At 73.0% G+C, this 22,336-nt stretch carries 25 protein-coding genes; 11 read left to right on the top strand and 14 right to left on the bottom strand.

Annotated elements, in window-relative coordinates:
* Position 1 precedes the first annotated feature (1 nt).
* The 3 genes from ACWEOZ_RS09680 (at position 2) to ACWEOZ_RS09670 (ending at position 2,773) form a co-directional block, all read left to right on the top strand.
* Complete coding sequence (locus ACWEOZ_RS09680) at positions 2–910, top strand: ABC transporter ATP-binding protein (RefSeq protein ID WP_451910298.1); 909 nt, start codon at positions 2–4, stop codon at positions 908–910.
* Entirely contained in the window at positions 907–1,509 is a 603-nt protein-coding gene (locus ACWEOZ_RS09675; RefSeq protein ID WP_451910297.1) for a hypothetical protein, read from the top strand. The genes ACWEOZ_RS09680 and ACWEOZ_RS09675 overlap by 4 nt, the downstream gene beginning before the upstream one ends.
* A 94-nt stretch (positions 1,510–1,603) precedes the next feature.
* Complete coding sequence (locus ACWEOZ_RS09670; RefSeq protein WP_451910296.1) at positions 1,604–2,773, top strand: winged helix DNA-binding domain-containing protein; 1,170 nt, start codon at positions 1,604–1,606, stop codon at positions 2,771–2,773.
* 145 nt (positions 2,774–2,918) lie between these two features.
* Here ACWEOZ_RS09670 and ACWEOZ_RS09665 read toward each other — a convergent pair whose 3' ends face one another.
* The 6 genes from ACWEOZ_RS09665 to ACWEOZ_RS09640 form a co-directional block, all read right to left on the bottom strand.
* Positions 2,919–3,638, bottom strand: a complete 720-nt coding sequence (locus ACWEOZ_RS09665) for a sulfite exporter TauE/SafE family protein (RefSeq protein ID WP_451910295.1) — start codon at positions 3,636–3,638, stop codon at positions 2,919–2,921.
* Between the two features lie 26 nt (positions 3,639–3,664).
* Positions 3,665–4,000: a YnfA family protein gene (locus tag ACWEOZ_RS09660; protein WP_451910294.1), complete on the bottom strand. Its 336-nt coding sequence runs from the start codon at positions 3,998–4,000 to the stop codon at positions 3,665–3,667.
* Positions 4,001–4,065: 65 nt separating this feature from the next.
* A complete protein-coding gene (locus ACWEOZ_RS09655; protein WP_451910293.1) occupies positions 4,066–4,458 on the bottom strand; it encodes a hypothetical protein in 393 nt (130 codons plus the stop codon).
* Positions 4,442–4,885 (bottom strand): MerR family transcriptional regulator, encoded by a 444-nt coding sequence (locus ACWEOZ_RS09650; RefSeq protein ID WP_451910292.1) that lies wholly within the window; start codon positions 4,883–4,885, stop codon positions 4,442–4,444. Before ACWEOZ_RS09650 ends, ACWEOZ_RS09655 begins: the two co-directional genes overlap by 17 nt.
* The gene (locus ACWEOZ_RS09645) at positions 4,882–5,226 is read right to left on the bottom strand and encodes a hypothetical protein (RefSeq protein WP_451910291.1); all 345 of its coding nucleotides are present in this window, start codon (positions 5,224–5,226) and stop codon (positions 4,882–4,884) included. The genes ACWEOZ_RS09650 and ACWEOZ_RS09645 overlap by 4 nt, the downstream gene beginning before the upstream one ends.
* Positions 5,227–5,450: 224 nt before the next feature.
* Complete coding sequence (locus tag ACWEOZ_RS09640; RefSeq protein WP_451910290.1) at positions 5,451–5,786, bottom strand: ArsR/SmtB family transcription factor; 336 nt, start codon at positions 5,784–5,786, stop codon at positions 5,451–5,453.
* A gap of 105 nt (positions 5,787–5,891) precedes the next feature.
* Between ACWEOZ_RS09640 and ACWEOZ_RS09635 the strand changes: the two genes are divergently transcribed.
* Genes ACWEOZ_RS09635 through ACWEOZ_RS09625 form a run of 3 tightly spaced genes read left to right on the top strand, consistent with a single transcriptional unit; the run spans position 5,892 to position 8,975 of the window.
* Complete coding sequence (locus ACWEOZ_RS09635) at positions 5,892–6,929, top strand: cation diffusion facilitator family transporter (protein ID WP_451910289.1); 1,038 nt, start codon at positions 5,892–5,894, stop codon at positions 6,927–6,929.
* 48 nt (positions 6,930–6,977) lie between these two features.
* Positions 6,978–8,330 (top strand): FAD-dependent oxidoreductase, encoded by a 1,353-nt coding sequence (locus ACWEOZ_RS09630; RefSeq protein WP_451910288.1) that lies wholly within the window; start codon positions 6,978–6,980, stop codon positions 8,328–8,330.
* A 9-nt stretch (positions 8,331–8,339) separates the two neighbouring features.
* Positions 8,340–8,975 carry a CG0192-related protein gene (locus ACWEOZ_RS09625; protein ID WP_451910287.1) on the top strand — a complete coding sequence of 212 codons (636 nt, stop codon included), beginning with the start codon at positions 8,340–8,342 and terminating at the stop codon, positions 8,973–8,975.
* A gap of 91 nt (positions 8,976–9,066) precedes the next feature.
* Here ACWEOZ_RS09625 and ACWEOZ_RS09620 read toward each other — a convergent pair whose 3' ends face one another.
* From ACWEOZ_RS09620 to ACWEOZ_RS09600, 5 genes are all read right to left on the bottom strand, one after another.
* Positions 9,067–10,386, bottom strand: a complete 1,320-nt coding sequence (locus ACWEOZ_RS09620) for an SGNH/GDSL hydrolase family protein (protein WP_451910286.1) — start codon at positions 10,384–10,386, stop codon at positions 9,067–9,069.
* A gap of 67 nt (positions 10,387–10,453) precedes the next feature.
* On the bottom strand, positions 10,454–11,062 hold the full coding sequence (locus ACWEOZ_RS09615; RefSeq protein ID WP_451910285.1) for a TetR/AcrR family transcriptional regulator: 609 nt from the start codon (positions 11,060–11,062) through the stop codon (positions 10,454–10,456).
* Entirely contained in the window at positions 11,055–13,055 is a 2,001-nt protein-coding gene (locus ACWEOZ_RS09610) for an acetyl/propionyl/methylcrotonyl-CoA carboxylase subunit alpha (protein WP_451910284.1), read from the bottom strand. The genes ACWEOZ_RS09615 and ACWEOZ_RS09610 overlap by 8 nt, the downstream gene beginning before the upstream one ends.
* A gap of 7 nt (positions 13,056–13,062) precedes the next feature.
* The gene (locus ACWEOZ_RS09605) at positions 13,063–14,661 is read right to left on the bottom strand and encodes an acyl-CoA carboxylase subunit beta (RefSeq protein ID WP_451910283.1); all 1,599 of its coding nucleotides are present in this window, start codon (positions 14,659–14,661) and stop codon (positions 13,063–13,065) included.
* Positions 14,658–16,358, bottom strand: coding sequence for an acyclic terpene utilization AtuA family protein (locus ACWEOZ_RS09600; RefSeq protein ID WP_451910282.1), 1,701 nt, complete (start codon positions 16,356–16,358; stop codon positions 14,658–14,660). Before ACWEOZ_RS09600 ends, ACWEOZ_RS09605 begins: the two co-directional genes overlap by 4 nt.
* Before the next feature lie 79 nt (positions 16,359–16,437).
* Here ACWEOZ_RS09600 and ACWEOZ_RS09595 point away from each other — a divergent pair, with 79 nt between their 5' ends.
* Positions 16,438–17,583: an acyl-CoA dehydrogenase family protein gene (locus ACWEOZ_RS09595; protein ID WP_451910281.1), complete on the top strand. Its 1,146-nt coding sequence runs from the start codon at positions 16,438–16,440 to the stop codon at positions 17,581–17,583.
* 7 nt (positions 17,584–17,590) lie between these two features.
* Here ACWEOZ_RS09595 and ACWEOZ_RS09590 read toward each other — a convergent pair whose 3' ends face one another.
* Together ACWEOZ_RS09590 and ACWEOZ_RS09585 are read right to left on the bottom strand one after the other, a co-directional pair.
* Positions 17,591–17,785, bottom strand: coding sequence for a hypothetical protein (locus ACWEOZ_RS09590; protein WP_451910280.1), 195 nt, complete (start codon positions 17,783–17,785; stop codon positions 17,591–17,593).
* On the bottom strand, positions 17,754–17,909 hold the full coding sequence (locus tag ACWEOZ_RS09585) for a hypothetical protein (RefSeq protein WP_451910279.1): 156 nt from the start codon (positions 17,907–17,909) through the stop codon (positions 17,754–17,756). The genes ACWEOZ_RS09590 and ACWEOZ_RS09585 overlap by 32 nt, the downstream gene beginning before the upstream one ends.
* A gap of 212 nt (positions 17,910–18,121) precedes the next feature.
* On the opposite strand from ACWEOZ_RS09585, the gene ACWEOZ_RS09580 reads away from it, so the two are divergent.
* From ACWEOZ_RS09580 to ACWEOZ_RS09565, 4 genes are all read left to right on the top strand, one after another.
* Entirely contained in the window at positions 18,122–18,346 is a 225-nt protein-coding gene (locus tag ACWEOZ_RS09580) for a helix-turn-helix transcriptional regulator (protein WP_451910278.1), read from the top strand.
* 226 nt (positions 18,347–18,572) lie between these two features.
* On the top strand, positions 18,573–19,382 hold the full coding sequence (locus ACWEOZ_RS09575) for an SAM-dependent methyltransferase (protein WP_451910277.1): 810 nt from the start codon (positions 18,573–18,575) through the stop codon (positions 19,380–19,382).
* A gap of 4 nt (positions 19,383–19,386) precedes the next feature.
* Positions 19,387–21,099, top strand: coding sequence for a putative bifunctional diguanylate cyclase/phosphodiesterase (locus tag ACWEOZ_RS09570; RefSeq protein WP_451910276.1), 1,713 nt, complete (start codon positions 19,387–19,389; stop codon positions 21,097–21,099).
* The gene (locus ACWEOZ_RS09565) at positions 20,982–21,497 is read left to right on the top strand and encodes an EAL domain-containing protein (RefSeq protein WP_451910409.1); all 516 of its coding nucleotides are present in this window, start codon (positions 20,982–20,984) and stop codon (positions 21,495–21,497) included. The genes ACWEOZ_RS09570 and ACWEOZ_RS09565 overlap by 118 nt, the downstream gene beginning before the upstream one ends.
* Here ACWEOZ_RS09565 and ACWEOZ_RS09560 read toward each other — a convergent pair.
* A complete protein-coding gene (locus tag ACWEOZ_RS09560; protein WP_451910275.1) occupies positions 21,490–22,326 on the bottom strand; it encodes an NAD(P)H-binding protein in 837 nt (278 codons plus the stop codon). The genes ACWEOZ_RS09565 and ACWEOZ_RS09560 overlap by 8 nt on opposite strands.
* Positions 22,327–22,336: the final 10 nt, after the last annotated feature.

The following is a 22,336-nucleotide window of genomic DNA, read 5'->3' as shown; positions in this document are numbered from 1 at the left end:
GATGATCGAAGTGATCGGGTTGACCAAGTCCTACGGGCGGGTCCGTGCCGTCGACGACGTGACGTTCTCCGCCGTGCCCGGGCGCGTGACCGGATTTCTCGGGCTCAACGGCTCCGGCAAGACCACGACGCTGCGGATGCTGCTCGGCCTGACCCGGCCGACGTCCGGCGTGGCACTGATCAACAAAGTGCGCTACCAGGAGCTGAGCCATCCGGCCCGGCAGGTCGGGGCCGTCCTGGAGCAGGGCATCAGCCATCCCGGGCAGAGCGGGCGGGCCCACCTGATGACGCAGGCGCTGCTCACCGGGGCCGATCGGGCCCGGATCGGCCCGCTGCTGGCGCAGGTCGGCCTCGACGACGCCGCGGAGCAGCGCTGCGGCGACTACTCGCTCGGCATGCGTCAGCGGCTCGCGGTGGCGACCGCCCTGCTCGGCGAGCCGTCGGTGCTGGTCCTCGACGAGCCGGCGAACGGCCTGGACCCGGAAGGCATCGCCTGGCTCCGGGAGCTGCTGCGTGAGCACGCCCGCAACGGCGGCACGGTGCTGATCTCCAGCCACCTGCTCGCCGAGCTGGCCCAGCTCATCGACGACGTCGTGATCATCGCGGACGGCACCGTGCGCTACGCGGCACCGCTGGCCGAACTGTACGGCTCGGCGCCCGCGCGACTGCGGATCCGCGGCCGCGATCCGCAGCTGCTGTGGCGCGTGTTCGAGGAAGCCGGGGCCCAGGTCGACACCGACGGGTACGCCCTGGAGGTGATCGGGCTGACGCCCGAGCACGCCGGCGAGCTGGCCTTCGCGGCTCAGGTGCCGATCCACGAACTGACCACCGACGCCCCCAACCTCGAACAGATCTTCCTCGGCCTGGTCAGCGCCCCAGGCCCCGCCGCTGTCGAGGAGGCCGTCCCATGATCGCCGTGGTGCGCAGCGAGCTCTATCGCCTGTCGACGATCCGGTCCAGCGCGCTGTCCCTCGCGATCTTCACGTGCCTGGGCACCATCCTCGGCGTGATCGGCTCCGACTTCTGGGCGCTGCTGGCGGGCGTGGGCGCGTTCGGCTTCGGCGTCACCGGCGTCTCCCAGCACTTCCAGCACCGGACCGCCGTACTGCTGTATCTGGCCCGGCCCCGGCGGATCCGGGTGCTGATCGGCCAGCTGATCACCACCGTGATCGTGGGTTTCGGCTTCACCGCGATCAGCGGTCTGATCGTGCTGATCCAGGGCAACCGCGAGCGATACCTGATCACCCTGCTGGTCGCCCCGGTCATGGCCGTGCTCGGCGCCGCCGCGGCGGCCGTCGCACGCAGCGCGACCATGCTGTTCGTCGGCTTCGTGGCGTGGATCATCTTCGTCGAGGCCATGTACGGCAAGATGCAGGAACCACTGCCGTTCTCGGCCTACCTGGACGCGGCCTCGGGCGACGTCCGGAAGCTGCTGATCCTGCTGGGCTGGACCCTGGCGGCGATCATCGCCGCGATGGTCGCGATCCGCCGCGACCTCACCGGCGACTGAGCGGTCACCGGCGCCCGGTCTCCCGTGGCAGCTCGGCTTCTCGTGGCAGCTCGGCTTCTCGTGGCAGCTCGGCCTCTCGTGACAGCATGGCCCGATGCGTCACGTGTCCGATCATGAACGCCGCGCCCGCCTGGGGGTCCGGCACGCGCTGGCGCCCGCGTTCCGGGCCGACTCCCCGGAGTCCGTCACGCGGGCGATGACCGTGCTGCACGCCACCGAGCCCGCCACGGTCTACCTGTCCTGCTGGGCACGGGCCGGGTCCCTCGAGATCGGCGACGTCGACCGGGCGCTCTACGCGGACCGTACGCTGGTCAAGCAGCTGGCCATGCGGCGCACTCTCTTCGTGGTCCCGCACGAGCTGCTGCCGGCGGTCTGGTCCAGCGCGTCCGCCCGGGTCGCGGGCACCGAGCGGGCCCGCCTGGCCAAGGACGCCGTCCTGGCCGGACTCGCCGAGGACGGGCACGACTGGATCGACCGCGCCCGGGCCGAGGTCCTCGCCGCGCTCGCGGACGCTCCGGACGGTCGTTCGGCGCTGGAGATCCGGCAGGCGGTGCCGCTGCTTGACGTGAAGACGGCGGTGGGGGCCGGCGGACTGTCGCCGGCGGCCCGGGTGATGACCCACCTCGGAGCCACCGCCGACATCGTGCGCGGCGCCAACACCGCGGGCTGGTACACATCCCGGCCGCGCTGGACCCTGATGCGGCACTGGCTCACCGACGTACCCGCGCCCGGCGGGGCGGCCGAGGGCTATCGCGAGCTCGTGCGCCGGTGGTTGTTCACCTTCGGACCCGGCACCGAGGACGACCTCGTCTGGTGGCTGGGCTCGACCCGGAGCGTGGTGCGGGCGGCGCTCGGGGAGCTCGGTGCCGTCGCGGTCTCGCTCGACAGTGGCGACACCGGCTGGCTCCTGCCCGACGACCTCGACGACGTGCCCGAGCCGGGACCGTGGGCGGCGCTGCTGCCGGTCCTCGATCCGACGATCATGGGATGGCAGCGGCGGGACTTCTACCTCGGGCCGCACCGCGAGCAGCTCTTTGACAACCGGGGTAACGCGGGCGCGACGGCTTGGGTGGATGGGCGGGCCGTGGGTAGCTGGGTGCAGGACGACGCCGGTGTCGTCAAGGTGCGGTTGCTGGAGCCGGTGTCGGCTGCCGGTCGCCGGTGCCTCGATGAGGAGGCGGCCCGGTTGACTGCGTGGCTCGGTGGCTTCCGGGTTCCGAGTCTCTACCGGTCCCCGGCCATGCGGCCGGACCCGGCCCCATGATGCTCAGGTCGGCTTGGTGATGCTCGGGCCGGCACGATGATGCTCAGGTCGGCCTGATGACGCTCGGACCGGCACGATGATGCTCAGGTCGGCTTGGTGATGCTCTGGTCGGTCTGGGTTGATGCTCGGGTCGGCGTGGTGAGGTTCAGGCCAGTCCGAGGAGGAAGAGGAGTCCGGCGACCACCAGCCCGGCCTCGACCAGCGTGACGAACACCCGGTCGCTGATCGCGGCGACGATCCTCCGGCCGGTCCACGCACCGGCCATGATGACCGGCGTCAGCGCGGCGCCGTAGAGCACGATCCGCCCGGTGAGCAGACCACCGGCGCCGTAGGCGGCCGTCTTGGTCAGGTGCAGGGTCAGCGCGGCGGCGGCCTCGGTGCCGATGTACGCCGCGCGCGTCAACCCGTACGCCAGGAAGAACGGCGCGGTCAACGGGCCCACCGACCCGAGCAGCGCCGACCCGAACCCGGACGCGGCGCCGACACCGACGAACGCCCGGTCGCCGGGCCGGCCGGGGCGCGGGCGCAGCCGGCGCCAGGCCACCACCCCGATGAGGAACACGCCCAGCACCCGCTTGAGCGGGCTCAGCGGAGCGTGGCTCAGCAGGACGGCACCGCCCACGGCGAACGGCACAGCGCCGAGGGCGAACCAGCCCACCAGCGGCCACCGGACCTCCCGGCGGTTGAGCCACAACCGGCTGCCGTTGCTCGACAACTGCGCCAGCGTCAGCATCGGCACCGCGACCCGCAGCCCGAACAAGGCGGTGAAGACCGGCAGCAACAGCACCCCGCCACCGAACCCGGTCACGGCCGACAGCAACGCCAGCAGGAACGCCGCGGCGGCGGCGAGCACCAACGTCTCCATCGACTGCCGACTGTAGCCGCGGCCGGTCAGGAGCCGCGCGGGGCGTACATGATCACGGCGACGCCGAGCAGGCAGATGCCGGCGCCGATGAGGTCCCACCGGTCCGGGCGGAACTTGTCCACGACCATGCCCCAGGCGAGCGAGCCGGCGACGAAGACGCCGCCGTAGGCGGCCAGGATCCGCCCGAAGGTGGCGTCGGGCTGCAGGCAGGCCACGAAACCGTACGCGCCGAGAGCGATCACGCCGGCGGCGATCCACCACAGGCCACGGTGTTCGCGCCAGCCCTGCCAGATCAGCCAGGCGCCGCCGATCTCGGCGAGCGCTGCCAGGACGAAGAGCAGCAACGAACGGGCGATGATCACTCTGGGTACGGTATCCGGACCGGATCGGCGGTGGCAGTCACGGGGTGGCGATCACGGGGTGGCGGTCACGGGGTGGCGCAGGAGCAGGCGCCGCCGGCACAGCCGGAGCGGTGGCGCTGGCGGGTGGTGCGCCACCAGGCGGCGACGGCCAGGACGGTGAGTACCGCGGCGATGCCGGGCATCCAGGACACCGCTACAGCCCAGGTCGCGCCGGACAGGACGCCGGCGGTCAGGAGCAGCGGGATGGCGCAGCAGGCTGCGCAGGCGAGAGCGGCTAGGCCGGTCAGGCCGGGTGGCAGCAGTCGGCGGACCCGGGCGGCGAGGCGGCTGAGGCCGGGTAGCGGCACGCGTGTGCGGTCGGCGGCGGCTGGGCTGGGTGCCGGCGAGGGGTGGGCTCGGTCGGCGGGGGCGGTCGGGCTGGGGAGCAGCTGGCGGGCGGGGTCAGTGGGGGTCGGCATCTGGGGCTCCTACCGCGATAGTGGCGAACGGAATCGGGCAGCAGGGCTGGGCGGCGCAGGTCACCAGGTCGTCGCAGCCGGCGTCGACGGCCGCCCGCAGCGTGCCCGCGATGACCTGCAGGTCGCTGATCTTGGCTTCCACCTCGGCCAGCTTGGCCTGCGCCCGGGACCGCAGCCCGGCATCGCGGGCCCGCCCGTGCCGGTGCCGGCCGGTCTCCAGCAGGTCGGCGATCTCCTCGAGGGTGAAGCCGAGCCGCTGCGCCGCCTTGATCACCCGCAGCACGGTGACCGCCTCGGGCGGGTACATCCGGTGCCCGCCCAGGCTGCGGTCCGGTTCGGCGAGCAGACCTCGGCGCTCGTAGTAGCGCAGCGTCTGGAGATTCACCCCCGCGGCGGCGGCGACCGCACTGCTGCGCAGGCCGCTCACGCGGCCATCCCGGCGACGGCCCGGCCGGCCAGCGCGTCCAGCACGGCGATCTGGGCGGCCGGCACCTGGACGTCGAGGTTCACTGCTTCATGCTCACCTTCACTGTCTGCGGCGAAGGTGAACATGAAGAACGAGCAGCACGAGCTCTCCCGGGCGGTGAGGTCGCGGGCCACCGGCTCGGCGGCCGGATCGAGCCGCCACCGCAGCACGGTGGGTGACAGCCGCCGCTGATCACGCAGCGCGGTGGCGAAGAGGTCGTCGAACTCGGCCAGCCGCAGCGGCTGGTCGACGGTGGGCAAGGTGCAGGCCTCGGGCACCCACACCGGGTCTTCTTCGGTCATGGTCCGACGGTAAACCCGTACCTGGGTACCGGATGCAAGTCGACGGTTCTTCGGCGGTGCTCGGGTGGTGGGCCGGGCGGTCTGATCGTGGCACGGGACAGCGGAGCGCGGGTGGTGGGCTGACGGGGATCACGGTGGCGCGGGACTGAGTAGTGCGGGGTGGTGCGCTGACGGGGATCACGGTGGCGCAGGACCGAGGAGCGCGGGTGGTGGGTTGACCGGGATCACCGTGGCGCGGGGACGGGTGCGTTTGTGTGATGGGCCGGGCGGTCGGTGACCCGGTGCTCCGCCATCCGTAGCGCTTCGACCACGAGGCGGCGTACGTGCGGGTCCGTGACCGCGTACACCGAGCGGCGGCCGTCGCGGCGGGTCCGGACCAGCCCGGCGAGGCGCAGCTTGCCGAGATGCTGCGACACGGCCGGCCGCGCCGCGCCCACCAGGCGGGTCAAGGCGGTCACGTCGCTCTCCGCGTCGACCAGAGCGGCCATCAGCCGCAACCTCGTGCCGTCGGCCAGCATCCCGAGGGTGACCGTCGCCGCCTGGATGACGTCGTCGCTCATGAACGGTTCCTGCCGGTCACTGGCAGTTGCACCGTTGTCGCGTGCGTACATGAGCACATATTATCGGTGCGCGGCACGGGCCACCAGAACGGCAGGGGAGCAGCGATGAGCGACCACGAGCACAGTCACCACGACGGCTGGTGGGACCGCCTGCGCCACCAGGTCACCCCGCACTCGCACGACAGCGCCGACAAGGTCGACCCGGCCCTGGAGTCGTCGCGGGAGGGACTTCGCGCTCTGTGGATCTCGCTCGTGGTGCTGGGTGTCACCGCGGCCCTGCAGGCGGCCGTGGTCGTGTTCTCCGGCTCGGTGGCGCTGCTCGGCGACACTCTGCACAACGTCGCTGACGCGCTGACCGCCGTACCCCTGGGTATTGCCTTTCTGCTCGGCCGCCGGGCCGCGACCCGGGCGTACACCTATGGTTTCGGCCGGGCCGAGGATCTGGCCGGCATCCTGATCGTGCTGGTGATCGCCGCTTCGGCGGTCGCCGCCGGCTGGACCGCGGTCAACCGGTTGCTGCACCCGCAGACCATGACGCACCTGCCGTGGGTGCTGGCCGCCGGCGTGATCGGCTTCGCCGGCAACGAGATCGTCGCCCGCTACCGCATCGGGGTCGGTCGGCGCATCGGCTCGGCGGCCCTGGTCGCCGACGGCCTGCACGCCCGCACCGACGGCTTCACCTCCCTCGCCGTCGTCGTCGCCGCGGCCGGCGCGTGGTTCGGCTGGCAGTGGGCCGACCCGGCCGTCGGCCTGGCCATCACGGCGGTGATCGCGTTCGTGCTCAAGGACGCCGCCCGGGAGGTGTACCGGCGGCTGATGGACCGGGTGGACCCGGAGCTGGTGGACCGGGCGGAGGAATCGCTGCGGGCGGTCCCGGGCATACGCGACGTGTCCGGACTGCGGCTGCGCTGGATCGGGCACCGGATGCACGCGGAGGCGGCCGTGGTGGTGGACGCGGACCTGAGCCTGCTGGCCGCGCACGAGATCGCCGCGGACGCCGAGCACCAACTGACCCACCAGGTGCCGCGCCTGACCGGCGCGACTGTGCACGTGGACCCGGCCAGCCACCCGGGCGACAGCCACCACACCGGCCTGTCCCACCACCGCCGCGACCGCATGTCCCCGCCGACGGTCCAGCACTGACAGATTCCGGATAGGACCCCTGGCCGGCCGAAGTGCCACCATCGAGAGATGGGTGACGATGCCGTGGTCATCGGGGCCGGCATGGCCGGTCTGGCTGCCGCGCGGGTGCTGGCCGACCGGTTCGACCGGGTGACGGTCGTCGATCGGGACCGGCTGCCGACCGGGCCCGACAGCCGCCGCGGCGTGCCGCAGAGCGCCCACCCGCACGCCCTGCTCGCGGTCGGCCGCGACGCCCTGGAGAAGCTCTTCCCCGGGCTGACCGACGAGCTGCTCGCGCTCGGCGCACGGTGGATCGACGTGGCCAGGGACGCGCACGTCTGGCAGCTCGACGGCTACCGCGTGCGGGCCGACAGCGGCGTCACGATGCTCGCCATGAGCCGGCCGCTGCTGGAGAGCTGTGTGCAGCGGCGGGTGCGGGCGTTGCCCCGGGTGAGCGTTCTCGACGAGACCGCGGTGGCCGGGCTGACCGGCCGGGCCGGCGAGCGGGTCACCGGCGTGACCCTGGCCGATGGCCGGGAGCTGCCGGCCGGGCTGGTGGTCGATGCCAGCGGTCGCGGCAGCCGCTCCGACCGCTGGCTGCACGACCTCGGCTTTCCGAGCCCGCCGGAGTCGGTGATCACCGTACGCGTGCACTACACGACCCGCCTGGTCAGCGGCCGGCCGAAGTGTCTGCCGGGACCTGGGATGATCGTGCTCGCCGAGAGCCCGCCGGAGCATCGGCGCTACGGTGCCGCGTTCTCCGTCGAGGGCGACCGGTGGCTCGTGACCCTCGGCGGCTTCCACGGCGAGCAGGCACCCACCGATCCCGAGGGCTACCAGCGCTTCGCCGAGAGCCTGCCGGACGGCACGATCGCCGAGCTGCTGCGTACCGGGGAGCCGCTGACCGATCCGGTGGCCTACACCTATCCGACCAGCCGGCGCCGGCACTTCGAACGGCTGCGCCGGATCCCGGCGGGGTACGTGGCCGTGGGCGACGCGCTGTGCAGCTTCAATCCCGTGTACGGGCACGGCATGACGGTCGCCGCGCTGGAAGCCGTCACGCTGGCGGAGTGTCTCGATCGGCACCGCGCTCCGAGCGTGGCGATGGCGCGTGACTTCTACCGCCGCAGCGCCAAGCCGATCGCCGTCGCCTGGGAGATGGCCGCCACGACCGACTTCGCCTACCCCGGCACGCAGGGTCCCAAGCCGCGCGGGCTCGCCCTGACGCACTGGTACCAGCGGCAGATCTTCCGCGCCACCCACGTCTCGCCGGAGGTGATCCGGCAGGTCGTACGGGTGCAGCACCTGCTCGCGCCCGGGTCCGCGTTGCTCCGGCCGGCCATGGTCGCCAAGGTGCTGCGCGCCGCCCGCCGTGACCGGAAGGCGGCGGGCAGTTCTGCGCCCTCCGGGCCGGTCCTCTAGATTCAGCGGATGGCTTTGCTGCACCGCGCGGATCTGACCCCGACCAAGCTTGAGCTGCTGGCGGGCTGGCTGCCCGGCCGCCCGTGGTTCGCCGGCCCGCCGGAGGCCGAGGTGACCCGGGTCTCGGCCTTCCGCTTCGACGACCCGGCCGGCGCGGTCGGCCTGGAGACGATGCTGGTCCGCGCCGGTGACGGCCCGGTCCTGCAGGTCCCGCTCACGTATCGTGACGCACCCCTGGACGGCGCCGAGGAGTGGCTGATCGGCACGACCGAGCACTCGGCCCTGGGCCGCCGCTGGGTCTACGACGCCTGCGGCGACCCGGTCTACGCCGCGGCGCTGGCCCGGGTGATCCACGCCGGCGGCACCCAGGCGGAGGAGTACTTCGAGGTCGACGGCCGGCGCGAGACCCGCGCGCCCGCCATGACCGTCAGCGGCAGCGGGACCGGGGACGCCCCGGTCCCGGCCGCCGGCAGCGTGCACCGGGTCGTCGACGAGGACCCGACGGTGATCGTGACGGACGACGTGGAGCTGGCCGTGCTGCGCCGCCTCGGCACCAGCCAGCGGGTCACCGGCCCGGTGCTGACCGGCATGTGGGGCGACGAGCCACTGCCCGTGCCGCTGGCCTACGCCATCCCACCGCAGTGACGGTCGCCGCTCACTGAGCCGCGGCCCGGTCGAGGTGGCGAGGCGGCGGGTCGCTGAGCCGCCACCCCCGCCGGGTGACAAGGGCGGCGGGTCACTGGGCCGCCACCCGGTCGCCGGTCACCTGGAGCAGTCGCAGCGGGATGGCGTCCGCCATGGCCTGCATCCCGGCGTCGTTGGGGTGCAGGTGGTCGCCGCTGTCGTAGCGCGCGAGGATGCGCAACGGCTGGGCCGGGTCCCGGACCGCCCGGTCGAAGTCGATCACGCCGTCGTACTCGCCGCTGGTCCGGATCCAGCGGTTGACCGCGGCCCGCTTGGCCTCGTTCTCCGCGCTGTAGTAACCGGTGATCGTGGTGTCCTGGAACGGTGTCAGGGTGGCGCCGATGATCCGCAGGCCGCGTTCGTGGGCCCGGGCGATCAGCTGCCGGTAGCCGGCGATCAGCTCGTCGGCGGTCACCGCCTCGGACGGCGGAGCCAGTGAGGTCGGCTGGCCGATGTCGTTGATGCCGAGCAGCACGATCACCGCGCGGGCGCCCGGCTGGGCCAGCACGTCACGGTCGAAGCGGCGCAGCGCGCTGTCGCCGAAGAGCGGCCCGATCCCGGAGAACGGGGTGCCGGCCACCGTGTTGCCGTCGTACAGCAGGCGGTTGCCACCGATGCCCTTGTTGAGCACGCCCAGGTGCCGCAGCGAGGCCTGCCCCTGCAACCGGCGGGCCAGGAAGTCGGGCCAGCGGTGGTCGGCGTCGACCGTGGTGATCGCACCGTCGGTGATGGAGTCGCCGAACGCCACGACCGAGGCCGCCCGTGGCGCGGTGGCGACGCTGACGCCGGAGAGGAAGTACCAGGACGTCATGGCGGTCGCGCCGGTCAGGGCCGGGGAGCGGGTGACGTTGCCGGCGGCGACGTAGTTGGTCTGGAAGGCGGAGCCGTGCACGGTCGCGGCCGCGGTGCGCTGCGGCAGGTGGATGCTCACCGCGAGATCGGAGAGCGCCGGTACGGGCAGAGCCACGGGATCGCTCAGCGCGGGCGCACCGGGCGGGATGCTGAACGAGGACCGCCCGCCGAAGGTGAGCCTGCGGTCGGTGCCGGCCAGCAGCCGGGAACCGCCGGCGCTGCGGGCCACCCGCGCCTCGCCGATCACCAGCGGCTCGGTGCCGTACTCGTTGGACAGCCGCACCCGCAGGGACCGGCCCGCGATGCTGGTGTGCACGATCTGGCGCAGGGTCTGGTTGTCGAACACGGTCTGCGGCTGGGGCGGGGTGGCCGGGCCGGTCACCGCCGTGGACCAGGTGCCGGTCCAAGCGGCGGGCCGGCCGGCCGCGACGGCCGAGCCGGTCAGGGTGAGGGCCGCGACGCCGAACGTCGCGACGGTGGCGGTGATCAGGCGCCGGAGCCTGGTGGTGGATGCTGTCATCGTCGACACCTCCCTGTCCGGACCAGCCCAGCTCAGCCCGGCGGAGGTGTCAAGACATCGACGAACATCAAGTTCCGGCGCTCGCCGCCAAGGCCGCGAACAGCTGATCCGACCAGGCGCGGACCACCCGGGCCCGGCGGCGCGAGTCGTCGGTGAGCACGTCGGCCAGCGCCAGGCCCCGGGCCAGATCCAGGGTGGCCTGGATGAGACCGCGGACCGCCGGGTCGGTGTCGTCGACCCGCAGCAGCCGTACGGCCCGCCGGTGCACGCCCCGGGCGAAGTGCCGCTCCAGCGGGACCACCGCGGCCCGCAGTTCCGGGTCGGCGGCGGCCACGGTCCACACCTGCAGCGCGGCCCGGAACAGCTCCCCGCCGATCGCGTCGACCAGGCCGGTCACCACGGTGTGCACCCGGTCCGGGCCGGAGCCCGCGGGATCGGGCAGCGCATCGAGCAGGGCCGCCCGTTCATCGAACATGTGCTCCAGGGCGGCGATGATGAGCGCCTCCCGGGTCCGGAAGTGGTGCTGCACGGCCCCGCGGCTGATGCCGGCCTCGGCGGCGATGAAAGCCACCGTCGACACCTCCCATCCGTTCCGGGCCAGGCTCCGGATGGTCGTCTCCAGCAGGCGCCGGCGCGTCTCCCGCGACCGGTCCTGCTTGGGCGCGGCGTCAGCCATCGCCGGCCGGGCCGTCACCGCGGGCCGCGCGGCCTGCTCCGGGCGCCGCGCCGTTCCCGGCCGCGACGACGACCAGCGGCGTGCCCTGGCTGACCTGCCGGCCGACCGGGACCGGCAGCTCCGTCACCGTGCCGTCGGCCGGGGCGCGCACCACGTGCTCCATCTTCATCGCCTCCAGCCAGATCAGCGCCTGACCGGCCACGACGGCTTCGCCGACCCGCACGTCGGTGCGCACCACCGTGCCGGGCATGGGCGCCACCAGGGCACCGGCCGGCAGCTGGGCGGACGGGTCGGTGAAGCGCGGCACCCGGCGCAGCTCCAGCGAGCCCTGCGGCCCGTCGACGACCACCCGGTCGGCGAAGCGGCCCACCGTCCATCGGCGGCGGACACCGTCGAGGTCGAGCACCACGGCGCCGGGTCCGGCGTCGATCAGGGTGACGTCGTCCCGGCCCGCCACCTCCAGACCGTCGCGGCCGGAGCGGTACCGCACCTCGATCTCGGTGTCGCCGGCGGCATAGGTGCGGCTGCGGTAGCCGACCGGGATGTTGCGGAAGCCGCGCGCGAGCAGGGGCACCAGCGCGGCGTCGGACAGCGCCGCGACCAGGGCACCGAGCGCCGGGTCCAGCCCGGTCCCGGCCGTCAGCGCGGCCGGCGGGTGGTCGGTGTAGAAGGCGGTCCCGGCGGTCCCGGCCAGGAACTGCGGGTGCAGCAGGCTCGCGACCAGCAGGTCACGGTTGGTGGCCACCCCGTGCACCCGCGAGCGGCGCAGGGCGGCGGCCAGCTGCCGGGCCGCGGCCTCCCGGGTCGGCGCGTACGCGATGACCTTCGCCAGCATGCCGTCGTAGTGGGTGCCGACGACGCTACCGTCCACCACCCCGGAGTCGAGGCGGAGGCCGTCCAGCCCCGCGCGCTCGAAACGGGCTGTCACGCCAGGGACGTCGAAGGTGACCACGGTGCCGGTCTCGGGGCGCCAGTCGTCGGCGGGGCTCTCGGCGTACAGGCGGGCCTCGACGGCGTAGCCGGTCATCGCCGGCTCCGCACCGCTGAGCCGGCGGCCCGCCGCGACGTCGAGTTGCAGGCCGACCAGGTCGGTGCCGGTGACGCACTCGGTGACCGGGTGCTCGACCTGCAGGCGGGTGTTCATCTCCAGGAACCAGAAGTCGCCGTCGGCGGCGGCGATGAACTCCACCGTGCCCGCGCCGCGGTAGCCGACCGCGGCCGCGGCCTGCCGGCCCGCCGCGAGCAGGCGTTCGCGCAGGTCGCCGCCGATCCGCTCGACGAGCGGCGCGGGCGCTTCCTCGATCACCTTCTGGTGCCGGCGTTGCAGGGAGCACTCCCGTTCGCCCAGCGCCCAGACGGTGCCGTGGGCGTCGGCCATGATCTGCACCTCGATGTGGTGCCCCTCGTCCAGATACCGCTCGCAGAAGACGGTGGGATCGCCGAACGCGGCGCCGGCCTCGCGGGCCGCGGACGCGACGGCCGCGGGCAGCTCGGCCAGGGTGCGCACGATCCGCATGCCACGGCCGCCGCCGCCGGCCGACGCCTTGACCAGGACGGGCAGCTCGGCCTCGGTGACGGCGTCCGGTTCCAGCAGGTCCAGCACGCTCAGGCCGGCGGCCGCCATCCGGCGCTTGGACTCGATCTTGGAGCCCATCACCTCGATCGCTGCCGGGTCCGGACCGATCCAGGTCAGACCCGCCTCCTGCACCGCGCGGGCGAAGCCGGCGTTCTCGGCCAGGAAGCCGTAGCCCGGGTGGATCGCGTCGGCGCCGGCCCGGTGGGCCGCCGCGATGATGAGATCACCGCGCAGGTACGTGTCGGCCGGCGTCGAGCCGGGCAGGCGTACGGCGCTGTCCGCCTCCCGCACGTGGGGGCTGTCCGCGTCGGGATCGGAGAAGACGGCCACGGTGGCGAGGCCACGGCGCCGGCAGGTGGTGAAGATCCGCCGGGCGATCTCACCGCGGTTGGCGACCAGAACGGCGTTGAAGGTCATGCAGCTCTCACATCCGGAAGACGCCGAAGGCGTCGGTGCCCGACACCGGCGCGGTGTGGATGGCGGACAGGGCGATACCCAGCACGTCACGGGTGTCGCGGGGGTCGATGATCCCGTCGTCGTAGACCAGCCCGGACAGCACCATCGGCATCGCCTCGGCGGTGATCTGCCGCTCGATCGCCTGCCGCATCAGCTGGGCGGCGTCCTCGTCGAACGGCTTGCCCTGGGCCAGCGCGGAGGCCCGGGACACCATGGTGCTCACGTCGGCGAGCTGCTGGGCGCCCATCACCGCGGACCGCGCGCTGGGCCAGGCGAAGACGAACCGGGGGTCGTAGGCGCGGCCGCACATGCCGTAGTGGCCGGCGCCGTACGAGTTGCCGATGAGCAGGGAGATGTGCGGGACGGTCGAGTTGGACACCGCGTTGATCATCATGGCGCCGTGCTTGATGATGCCGCCCTGCTCGTACTCCGCGCCGACCATGTAGCCGGTGGTGTTGTGCAGGAACAGCAGCGGGGTGTGCGAGCGGTTGGCGAGCTGGATGAACTGGGCCGCCTTCTGCGCCTCGGCGCTGAACAGCACACCGCGGGCGTTGGCCAGGATGCCCACCGGATAACCGTGCAGCTGTGCCCAGCCGGTCACCAGCGAGTCGCCGTACAGCGGCTTGACCTCGTCGAAGTCGCTGTCGTCGACGATCCGGGCGATGACCTCGCGCGGATCGAAGGGCGCCTTGAGGCCGGGCGGCACGATCGACAGCAGTTCGTCGGCCGCGTACCGCGGGGGTCGCGGGGTGGCCGTGACCGGGCCGGCCGCCTTGCGCCAGTTGAGCCGGGCGACGATGCGCCGCCCGATCCGGATGGCGTCCTGCTCGTCGCGCGCGAAGTGGTCGGCCAGGCCGGACACCCGGGCGTGCATCTCGGCCCCGCCGAGCGACTCGTCGTCGGACTCCTCGCCGGTGGCCGCCTTGACCAGCGGCGGACCGGCCAGGAAGACCTTCGAGCGCCGCTCGATCAGCACCACGTGGTCACTCATCCCGGGCAGGTACGCGCCGCCGGCCGTCGAGTTGCCGAAGACCAGCGCGATCGTCGGGATGCCGGCCGCGGACAGCCGGGTGAGGTTACGGAAGACCGCGCCGCCGGGGACGAAGACCTCTTTCTGGGTGGGCAGGTCCGCGCCCCCGGACTCGACCAGCGAGATCACCGGCAGCCGGTTGTGCAGGGCGACCTCGTGCATCCGCAGCGTCTTGCGCAGCGACCACGGGTTGCTGGCGCCGCCCTTGACCGTCGGGTCGTTGGCGATCAGCAGGCACTCCACCCCGCTGACCACGCCGATCCCGGCCACGACGCTGCCGCCGACGGTGAACGACGAGCCGTAGCCGGCCAGCGCGGCCAGCTCCAGGAACGGCGAGTCCTCGTCGAGCAGCAGCTCGATCCGCTCGCGGGCGGTCAGCTTGCCCCGGGCGTGGTGCCGGGCCACCGCCTTCTCGCCGCCGCCGGCCACCGCCCGGGCGGTCTCGGCGGTGATCTCGGCGAGCGCGTCCAGCATCGCCTGCCGGGCGGCCAGGGCCTCGGCGGTGGCGGGTTCGAGCGTGGACCGCAGGACGGTCACAGTTCCTCCCGGTCGGTGAGCAGTGCCACGGGGATCTCGACGTGCCGGGACCGCAGCCACTCGCCGAGGCCCTTGGCCTGCGGGTCGAAGCGGGCGTGGTAGGCGACGCCCGCGCCGAGGAGGCCCTCGACGACGACGTTGACGGCCCGGATGCCGGGCAGCCGGGTGATCCGGATCGGCAGCGCGGCGGTCTCGGGGAGCAGCTCCCGGATGGTCTGCTCAGTGATCAGGGCGGCCAGCCACGGATAGGCCCGGTCGTCGCGCACCCACAGGCCGATGTTCGCGTTGCCGCCCTTGTCCCCGGAGCGCGCTCCGGCCAGCGTGCCCAGCGGCGCCCGCCGGGCCGGCCCGGGTCGGGCGGCCCTCGCGGGGCCGCCGGTGAGCGGTTCCAGGGGCCGGGTGCGCGCCGGCGGCTCGATCGGCTCGACGCGGCCGTCGTCGTGGACGACCTCGTGCCGCGGCACGCTCTGCGGGACGAAACCGGCGGTGAAGACGCCGTACGGCTGAGCGCCGGCCGGCGGGGTGGTGCTGAAGAAGCCGGGGTACGACGAGAGCGCCAGCTCGACTGCGGCCTTGCTGAACGCGCGGCCCGCGACCTTCTCGTCCGGGTCCCGGGCGACGACGGTGAGCAGGGCGGACGCCTGCTGCTGGGTGGCCGCGTCGGCGCTGTCGAGCCGGGCCAGGCTCCAGGTGACCTCGGTCGGCGCGGTGCCCGGGGCGGCCTCGAACTGGCGGCGGAACAGCGCCGCCTTGGCCTCGATGTCCAGCCCGGTCAGCACGACGGTCAGCTCGTTGCGGTAGCCGCCGACGGTGGTGCACGAGACCTTCAGGTCAGGGGGAGGCGCCTCACCGCGTACCCCGGTGATCTCGACCCGGTCCGGGCCGGCCTGGCGCAGCGACACCGTGTCGAGGCGGGTGGTGACGTCCGGGCCGGCGTAGCGCGCGTCGTCCACTTCGTACACCAGCTGGGCCGTGACCGTGCCGACGGTGACCGCCCCACCGGTCCCGGGGTGCTTGGTGATGACGCTGGAACCGTCCGGGTGCAGCTCGGCGATCGGGAAGCCGGGCCGCAGCGGGTCGCCGATCTCGGTGAAGAACGCGTAGTTGCCGCCGGTGGCCTGGGCACCGCACTCGATCACGTGACCGGCGACCGTGGCCCCGGCCAGCGCGTCGAGGTCGTCGCGCCCCCAGCCGAAGTGGGCGATCGCGGGCCCGACGGTCAGCGAGGCGTCGGTGACCCGCCCGGTCACCACGACATCAGCGCCGGCGGTGAGCGCCCGGGCGATCCCGAAAGCACCGAGGTACGCGTGCGCGCCGAGCGGCCTGCCCAGCCCCAGCTCGCCGGCCCGGGGGGTGAGGTCGTCGCCGCGGACCAGAGCGACCCGGGCCGGTGTCCCCAGCGCGCGGATCGCGGCCACCAGCGCGGGCGGGTTGACGCCGCCCGCGTTGGCGACGATCCGCACGCCGCGCTCCAGCGCCAGCTCAAGGCAGTCCCGCAGCTGCACCAGGAAGGTCTTGGCATACCCGGTCGCCGGGTCTCTCGCGCGGTCCCGGCCGAGGATCAGCATGGTCAGCTCGGCCAGGTAGTCCCCGGTGAGCACGTCCAGCTCGCCGCCGGTGAGCAGCTCGCGCATGGCCGAGAGCCGGTCGCCGTAGAACCCGGAGCAGTTGCCGACGCGCAGCATCTCGGGCCTCATGCCGACCGACCCTGGCACAGGTTCAAAAAACAAGCAAGCGCGCTTGTTTCTGCCGGGTGCCCTTCGCTAGCGTCGGCCCATGCGCCTCAACGAGGACCACCGCGCCTTCTCCGACAGCGTCCGCCGGTTCGTCGACACCGAGGTCAACCCGCACGTCGACGCCTGGGAGGCGGCCGGGCGGGTGCCCCTGCACGACCTGCTGCCCAAGGCCGCGGCCCTCGGCCTGCTCGGCCTGGAATACGACGAGGCCTACGGCGGCGAGGGCGCCGACGCGAGCTTCCAGCTGGTCGCGGCCGAGGAGTACGGCCGGATGCACGCCACCGGGGTCGGGATGGCCATCGGCGTCCAGGCGATGATGGCGACACCCTCGCTGCACGCTTACGGTTCACCTGAGCTGAAGGAGCGTTACCTCACCCCGGCCATCGCCGGCACCGCGGTCACGTCGATCGCCGTGACCGAGCCGGACACCGGCTCCGACGTGGCCCAGCTGCGCACCCGGGCGGTCCGCGACGGCGACGACTGGGTCATCACCGGCCGCAAGGCGTACATCACCAACGGCGCCCAGGCCGACTGGCTCTGCCTGCTGGCGCGCACCTCGGACGAGGGCGGCTACCGGGGCATGTCGCAGATCGTCGTGCCCACGGACCTGCCCGGGTTCAGCGTGGCCCGCACGTTCGACAAGCTGGGCAACCGCTGCTCGGACACGGCCGAGCTGGTGCTGGACCAGGTGCGGGTGCCGGTCGCCAACACGATCGGCGAGGTCGGGCGCGGCTTCCAGCAGCAGATGCGGCAGTTCGTCACCGAGCGGATGTTCGCCGCGTACACCACGGTCGGCGGCTGCCAGTACGCCCTGGACCGGACCCGCCGCTTCGTCCTGGACCGGAAGGTCTTCGGCCGCCCGCTCGCGGACCGGCAGTACGTGGCCTTCCGCCTCGCCGAGCTCCAGGCCGAGGTGGACCTGCTGCGCAGCCACAACCTGGTGACGTGCGAGGCGCTGATGGCCGGCGAGGACATCACCCGGATGGCGACGGTGGCCAAACTGAAGGCGGGGCGGCTGGTGCGCGAGGTGGCGGACTGGTGCCTGCAGCTCCACGGGGGCATGGGGTATCTGGAGGACACCTGGACGGCGCGGTGGTTCCGGGACACCCGGCTGACGTCGATCGGGGCGGGGGCCGACGAGGTGATGCTGCAGGTGCTGGCCCGCCTGGACGGGCTGCCCGCCTGAGCGGCTGTCAGACCGGCCGGCCGTCCGGGCCGATGACGTAGCCGAACTGGGCCGGCGAGCCGGCCCGGTCGATCTCGTCCAGGGCCGCGGCGCTGAAACCGGCCATGGGGGGATCGCCGGCCCGGTTGCGCCAGCCGGCCAGCCGGACCGACTTGTACTCGAGGTTGACCTCACCGTTCTCGGTGTGGAAGCCGCCGTCCACCCGGCCACCCGCCGGAATACCCCTTGAGCAGGGCGGCCTTGGACCAGGTCTTGTCGCCGTGGCGTTCCCAGCCGATGGTGCTCAGGCGGGCGGCCACGGCCCGCACGGCTTCGTCAGGGGTCACCGGCCCGATCCTCCCAGGGTCGCGCCGACGACCTCATCGAGGTTCGACAGATCGTCGGCCATCTCCAGGCCCGAGCCGTCGAGGCCGAACAGCCGCCAGTGGTCGGATGAAGCCGGGGCCGCGGGGGAAGTCGGGCCGGAACTCGCCCGGGTCGGTGCGGGGCGCCGGGGGGCTAGTTGTGCGCCAACTTGACGGGCGACTAGTATCGGGGCATGAGCTCGCAGTTCGTGGCGGCCAAGGAGATCGAGCGGTGGTTCGGCGTCAGCCGGCAGCGCGTCCAGCAGTTGATCGCCCGGCCTGACTGGCCCACTCCCTGCGCCGTGCTCGCCATGGGCAAGATCTGGTTGCGTGAGGACATCGAGGACTGGGTCGCCCGGCACCGCCCGGATCTTCCCGGCGGGGGCGACCTCCCCGATTCGCAGCGCCCCGGGGAGTAGCCCGGAGTCCGCTGCGCCTCCGGTCAGGATCACCTCTTCGTCCGGTATTCCTGCACCGCTTTGCCGAGGGCCGGGAGCCGGGCCACGGGCCATTGTGGAGATCGACCGTGACTGCTCTGCCCTGGTTGCCAATCCTGGACCGGGGCGATAGACAGTTGTGGTCCTGCGGCCGGGTGCGCGTGCGCCGCGGAGCGAGAGCAGCGTGGCGAACAGGGGAGGCTCCACCGTGACCGGACCGTCCGACTGGGTTCCAGCCGGCATCGACGTCGACCGGCCCAGCGCCGCGCGGGTCTACGACTACTTCCTCGGCGGGGCGCACAACTTCGCGGTCGACCGGGCGCTGGCCCAGCAGATCGCCGCGATGACGCCGAACATCGGCGAGACCATGCGGTCCAACCGGGTCTTCCTGCGCCGGGCGGTGCGCTACCTGGTCGAGCAGGGCGTACGCCAGTTCCTCGACATCGGCTCGGGCATCCCGACCGCCGGCAACGTGCACGAGATCGCGTTGGCCGCCGCCCCGGACGCGGCCGTGGTCTATGTCGACATCGACCCGGTCGCGGTCGAGCACAGCCGGGCGATCCTGAAGGGGGTGGACCGGGCCGGCGTGATCTGCGCGGACGTCCGCGACGTCGACCGGGTGCTCAGCGAGGCCGGCAAGCTGGGACTGCTCGACTTCACCGCGCCGATCGCCGTGCTGCTGGCCGGCGTGCTGCACTTCGTGCCGGACAGCGACGAGCCGGCCGCGACCGTGGCGGCGCTGCGCGAGGCGATGGCCCCCGGCAGCTACCTGCTCGTGTCGCACGCCACGGCTGACGGGCAGCCCAGTGAGGTGGTCGAGGCGCAACGGCTCTCCGGCCGTACCGCGACCGAGATCGTGCTGCGCACGCGGGCGCAGATCGCGGCCTACTTCGATGGATTCTCCCTGGTCGATCCTGGTCTGGTGTTCATACCGCAGTGGCGACCGGACCCCGGTGATCCGGCGGACGAGCACCCCGAGCAGGTCGGTGCCTACGCCGGCGTCGGCAGAAAAGACTGAACGGATGGGCTCGCAGGGCGGGCTGACGGACTTCGCGGCGTGCTGGCGCCGGCTGGTGGCCCACGAGGGCTTCGTGCCGATGGATCTCGGCGGACTGGATGCCCTGCTGGGTCGCCTGACCGACCGGCTCGCCGAGGCGGCGCGGGCCGAGCCGTTCGATCCAGAGGCAGCCGGCGCGGTCGGCTTCGCGCTGGTCGAGGCCCACCTGACCCAGCCGGCCGTGCTCGCCGCCACCGTCTCCCTGGTCGGCACCCGCCTGGCCGCGGCCACCGGAGCCGGACCGGACCGCGTCGTGCAGATCCAGGCCGCCGTGGCCGCCGGCTACGCGGCGGCGATCCGCGGCGCCACCATGGCCGAGCAGGAGCTGCTCGGCCGGTCGGTGCTCAGCGCGCACGCCTCCGCCGAGCGCGCGCTGCGTTTCAGCGAAGCGCGGCTGCGGGCGGTCTTCCACGGCGCCGCGATCGGCATCGGCGTGAGCACCATGGACGGCCGCATCGTGCAGGTCAACCAGGCGTTCGCCGACCTGCTCGGATACACCACCGAGGAGATGTGCCGCCTGCTGGTGCCGCAGCTGAACCATCCCGACGACCCGCCCGAGATGTGGAAGATGTACGAGGCGCTGATCGGCGGCGAGCATGATCACGTACGGATGGAGAAGGCCTACTACCGCAAGGACCGCGCCGTCGTCTGGACCGATCTGACGGTGTCGCTGATCCGCGACGAGGCCGGTGACCCGGAGTTCACCATCGCCATGGTCCAGGACATCACCGACCGCCGCCGGCTCAAGCACCGGCTGGAGTATCAGGCCACGCACGACCCGCTGACCGGCCTGCCGAACCGCACGATGGTCGGCGACCAGCTGCAGCGCATCTTCGACACCGGCGACCCGGACGCCCGGGTCGGGCTGTGCTACCTGGACCTGGACGGCTTCAAGCGGGTCAACGACACCCTGGGCCACCAGGTCGGCGACGAACTGCTGGTGGCGGTGGCCCAGCGGCTGCGCGCGTGCGCGGCGGGCTTCCGGCAGCTCGCCGGCCGGATGAGCGGCGACGAGTTCGTGCTGCTGATCGAGAACTCGAGCGGGCCGACGGAGCTGACCGAACTGGCCGAGCGGACGCTGGCCGCACTGGCCGAGCCGTACCAGCTGGGCCAGCACCGGATGCGGGTGTCGGCCAGCATCGGCGTGGTGGAGAGCAACGTCCACGCGACCAGCCCGGCCGAGCTGATGAAGGCGGCCGACCTCACCCTGTACGTGGCCAAGTCCGAGGGCCGCAGCCGCTTCGTGATGTACGACGCCGACCGCAACGCCCGCCAGGCGGCCCGGTACGCGCTCGCCGCGGCGTTGCCCGACGCCCTCGACCGCGGTGAGTTCACCCTGGTCTACCAGCCGCTGGTGAGCCTGGCCGACCAGCGCCTGATCGGCGTCGAGGCGCTGCTGCGCTGGCAGCATCCGCAGCTCGGCGAGCTGACCCCGGACGCGTTCATCACCCTGGCCGAGGAGACCGGCATCATCGTGCCGCTGGGCCGCTGGGCCGCTGGGTCCTCGAGCAGGCGTGCGGCCAGGCGGCCGACTGGGCCCGCCGCTTCCCCCGGGTACGCATCTCGGTCAGCGTCAACATCACGGTCTCGCAGGCGCACGAGCCGACGCTGCCGGCCGAGGTGGAGAGCATCCTCACGCGTACCGGCCTGGACCCGTCGCTGCTGGTCCTGGAGCTGACCGAGAGCGCGATCATGGACACCAACGGCCCGCTGCAGGCGCTGGCCAGCCTGGCCGAGCGTGGCATCCGCATCGCCATCGACGACTTCGGCACCGGCTACTCGAACTTCGCGTACCTGCGCCGGCTGCCCGTGCACACGCTGAAACTGGCCGGCCCGTTCGTCGACGGCCTGCGCGACCCGTCGGGCGGCGACTCGGTGGACGAACGCATCGTGGAGACGATCATCCGGCTGGCCCACGCGATCGGCATCAGCGTGACGGCCGAGGCGGTCGAGACCCGGCTGCAGGCGGACCGCCTCCGGGCGCTGGGCTGCGACACCGGCCAGGGCTGGCTGTTCGCCCGCCCGATGCTCCCGGCCGGCGTGGCCGACCTGCTGCGCGAGGAACCGGTCAGCTGAACGCGGCGCGGTGATCGCTCACCCAGCGGGCGAACGAGCGGCCCGGACGCCCGGTCACCTCCGGGACGGTGGTCGTGACGGTGGTCTCGTCGATGACACCGTCGGCGAAGAACGCCTCGAAGGCCGCGGCGTACTCGGCGGGCAGGGTCGCGTACAGCTCGTCATGGGTCTGCTCCCGGGTCTGGCCGACCGCCCGCAGTGGCCGGCCGAGCACCTCGGCCAGGATGCCGACGCGGTCGGCGGGGGTGAGGGCCTGCGGCCCGGTGAGCCGGTAGCGGCGCAGCTGATGGCCGGGCTCGGTGAAGGCCCGGACCGCGACCTCGGCGACGTCGCGGGGATCGATGGTGGACACCGCGACGCCGGGGAACTGCGTGCTGATGGTGTCGTCCCGATCGAGCTGGTCCTTCCACTGCAGCGTGTTGGTCATGAAGCTGTTGGGCCGCAGGAACGTCCAGGGAATGCCACTACCGGCGACGGCCCGCTCAGCGGCGAGGTGGTAGCGCGCTACCGCGTTGGCTGTGTCGGTGCCCAGGACCGAGCTGCTCGACAGCAGCACGACGTGCCCGACGCCTGCGGCTTGTGCACCGGCCAAGAGCTGCTCGACGTCGTCGTAGCCGCTGAGCAGGAAGAGACCGTCGACGCCGGGGAGGGCGGGGGTCACGGTTTCGGGCCGGTTGAGGTCGCCGGTGGCCAGATCGGTGCCCGGGGAGAGACGGCCGGCGGCCTTGGCGGGATCACGGACGAGCGCGCGGACCGGTACGCCGGCGTCGAGCAGGGCCTGGACCACCGCGCTGCCGATGGTGCCGGTCGCCCCCGTAACCAGAATCATGCCGTTCCTC

The sequence above is a fragment of the Actinoplanes sp. NPDC004185 genome, from assembly GCF_053603475.1.
The sequence above is the reverse complement of the archived record's forward strand: the minus strand, read 5'-3'. Positions and strand labels throughout refer to the sequence as shown.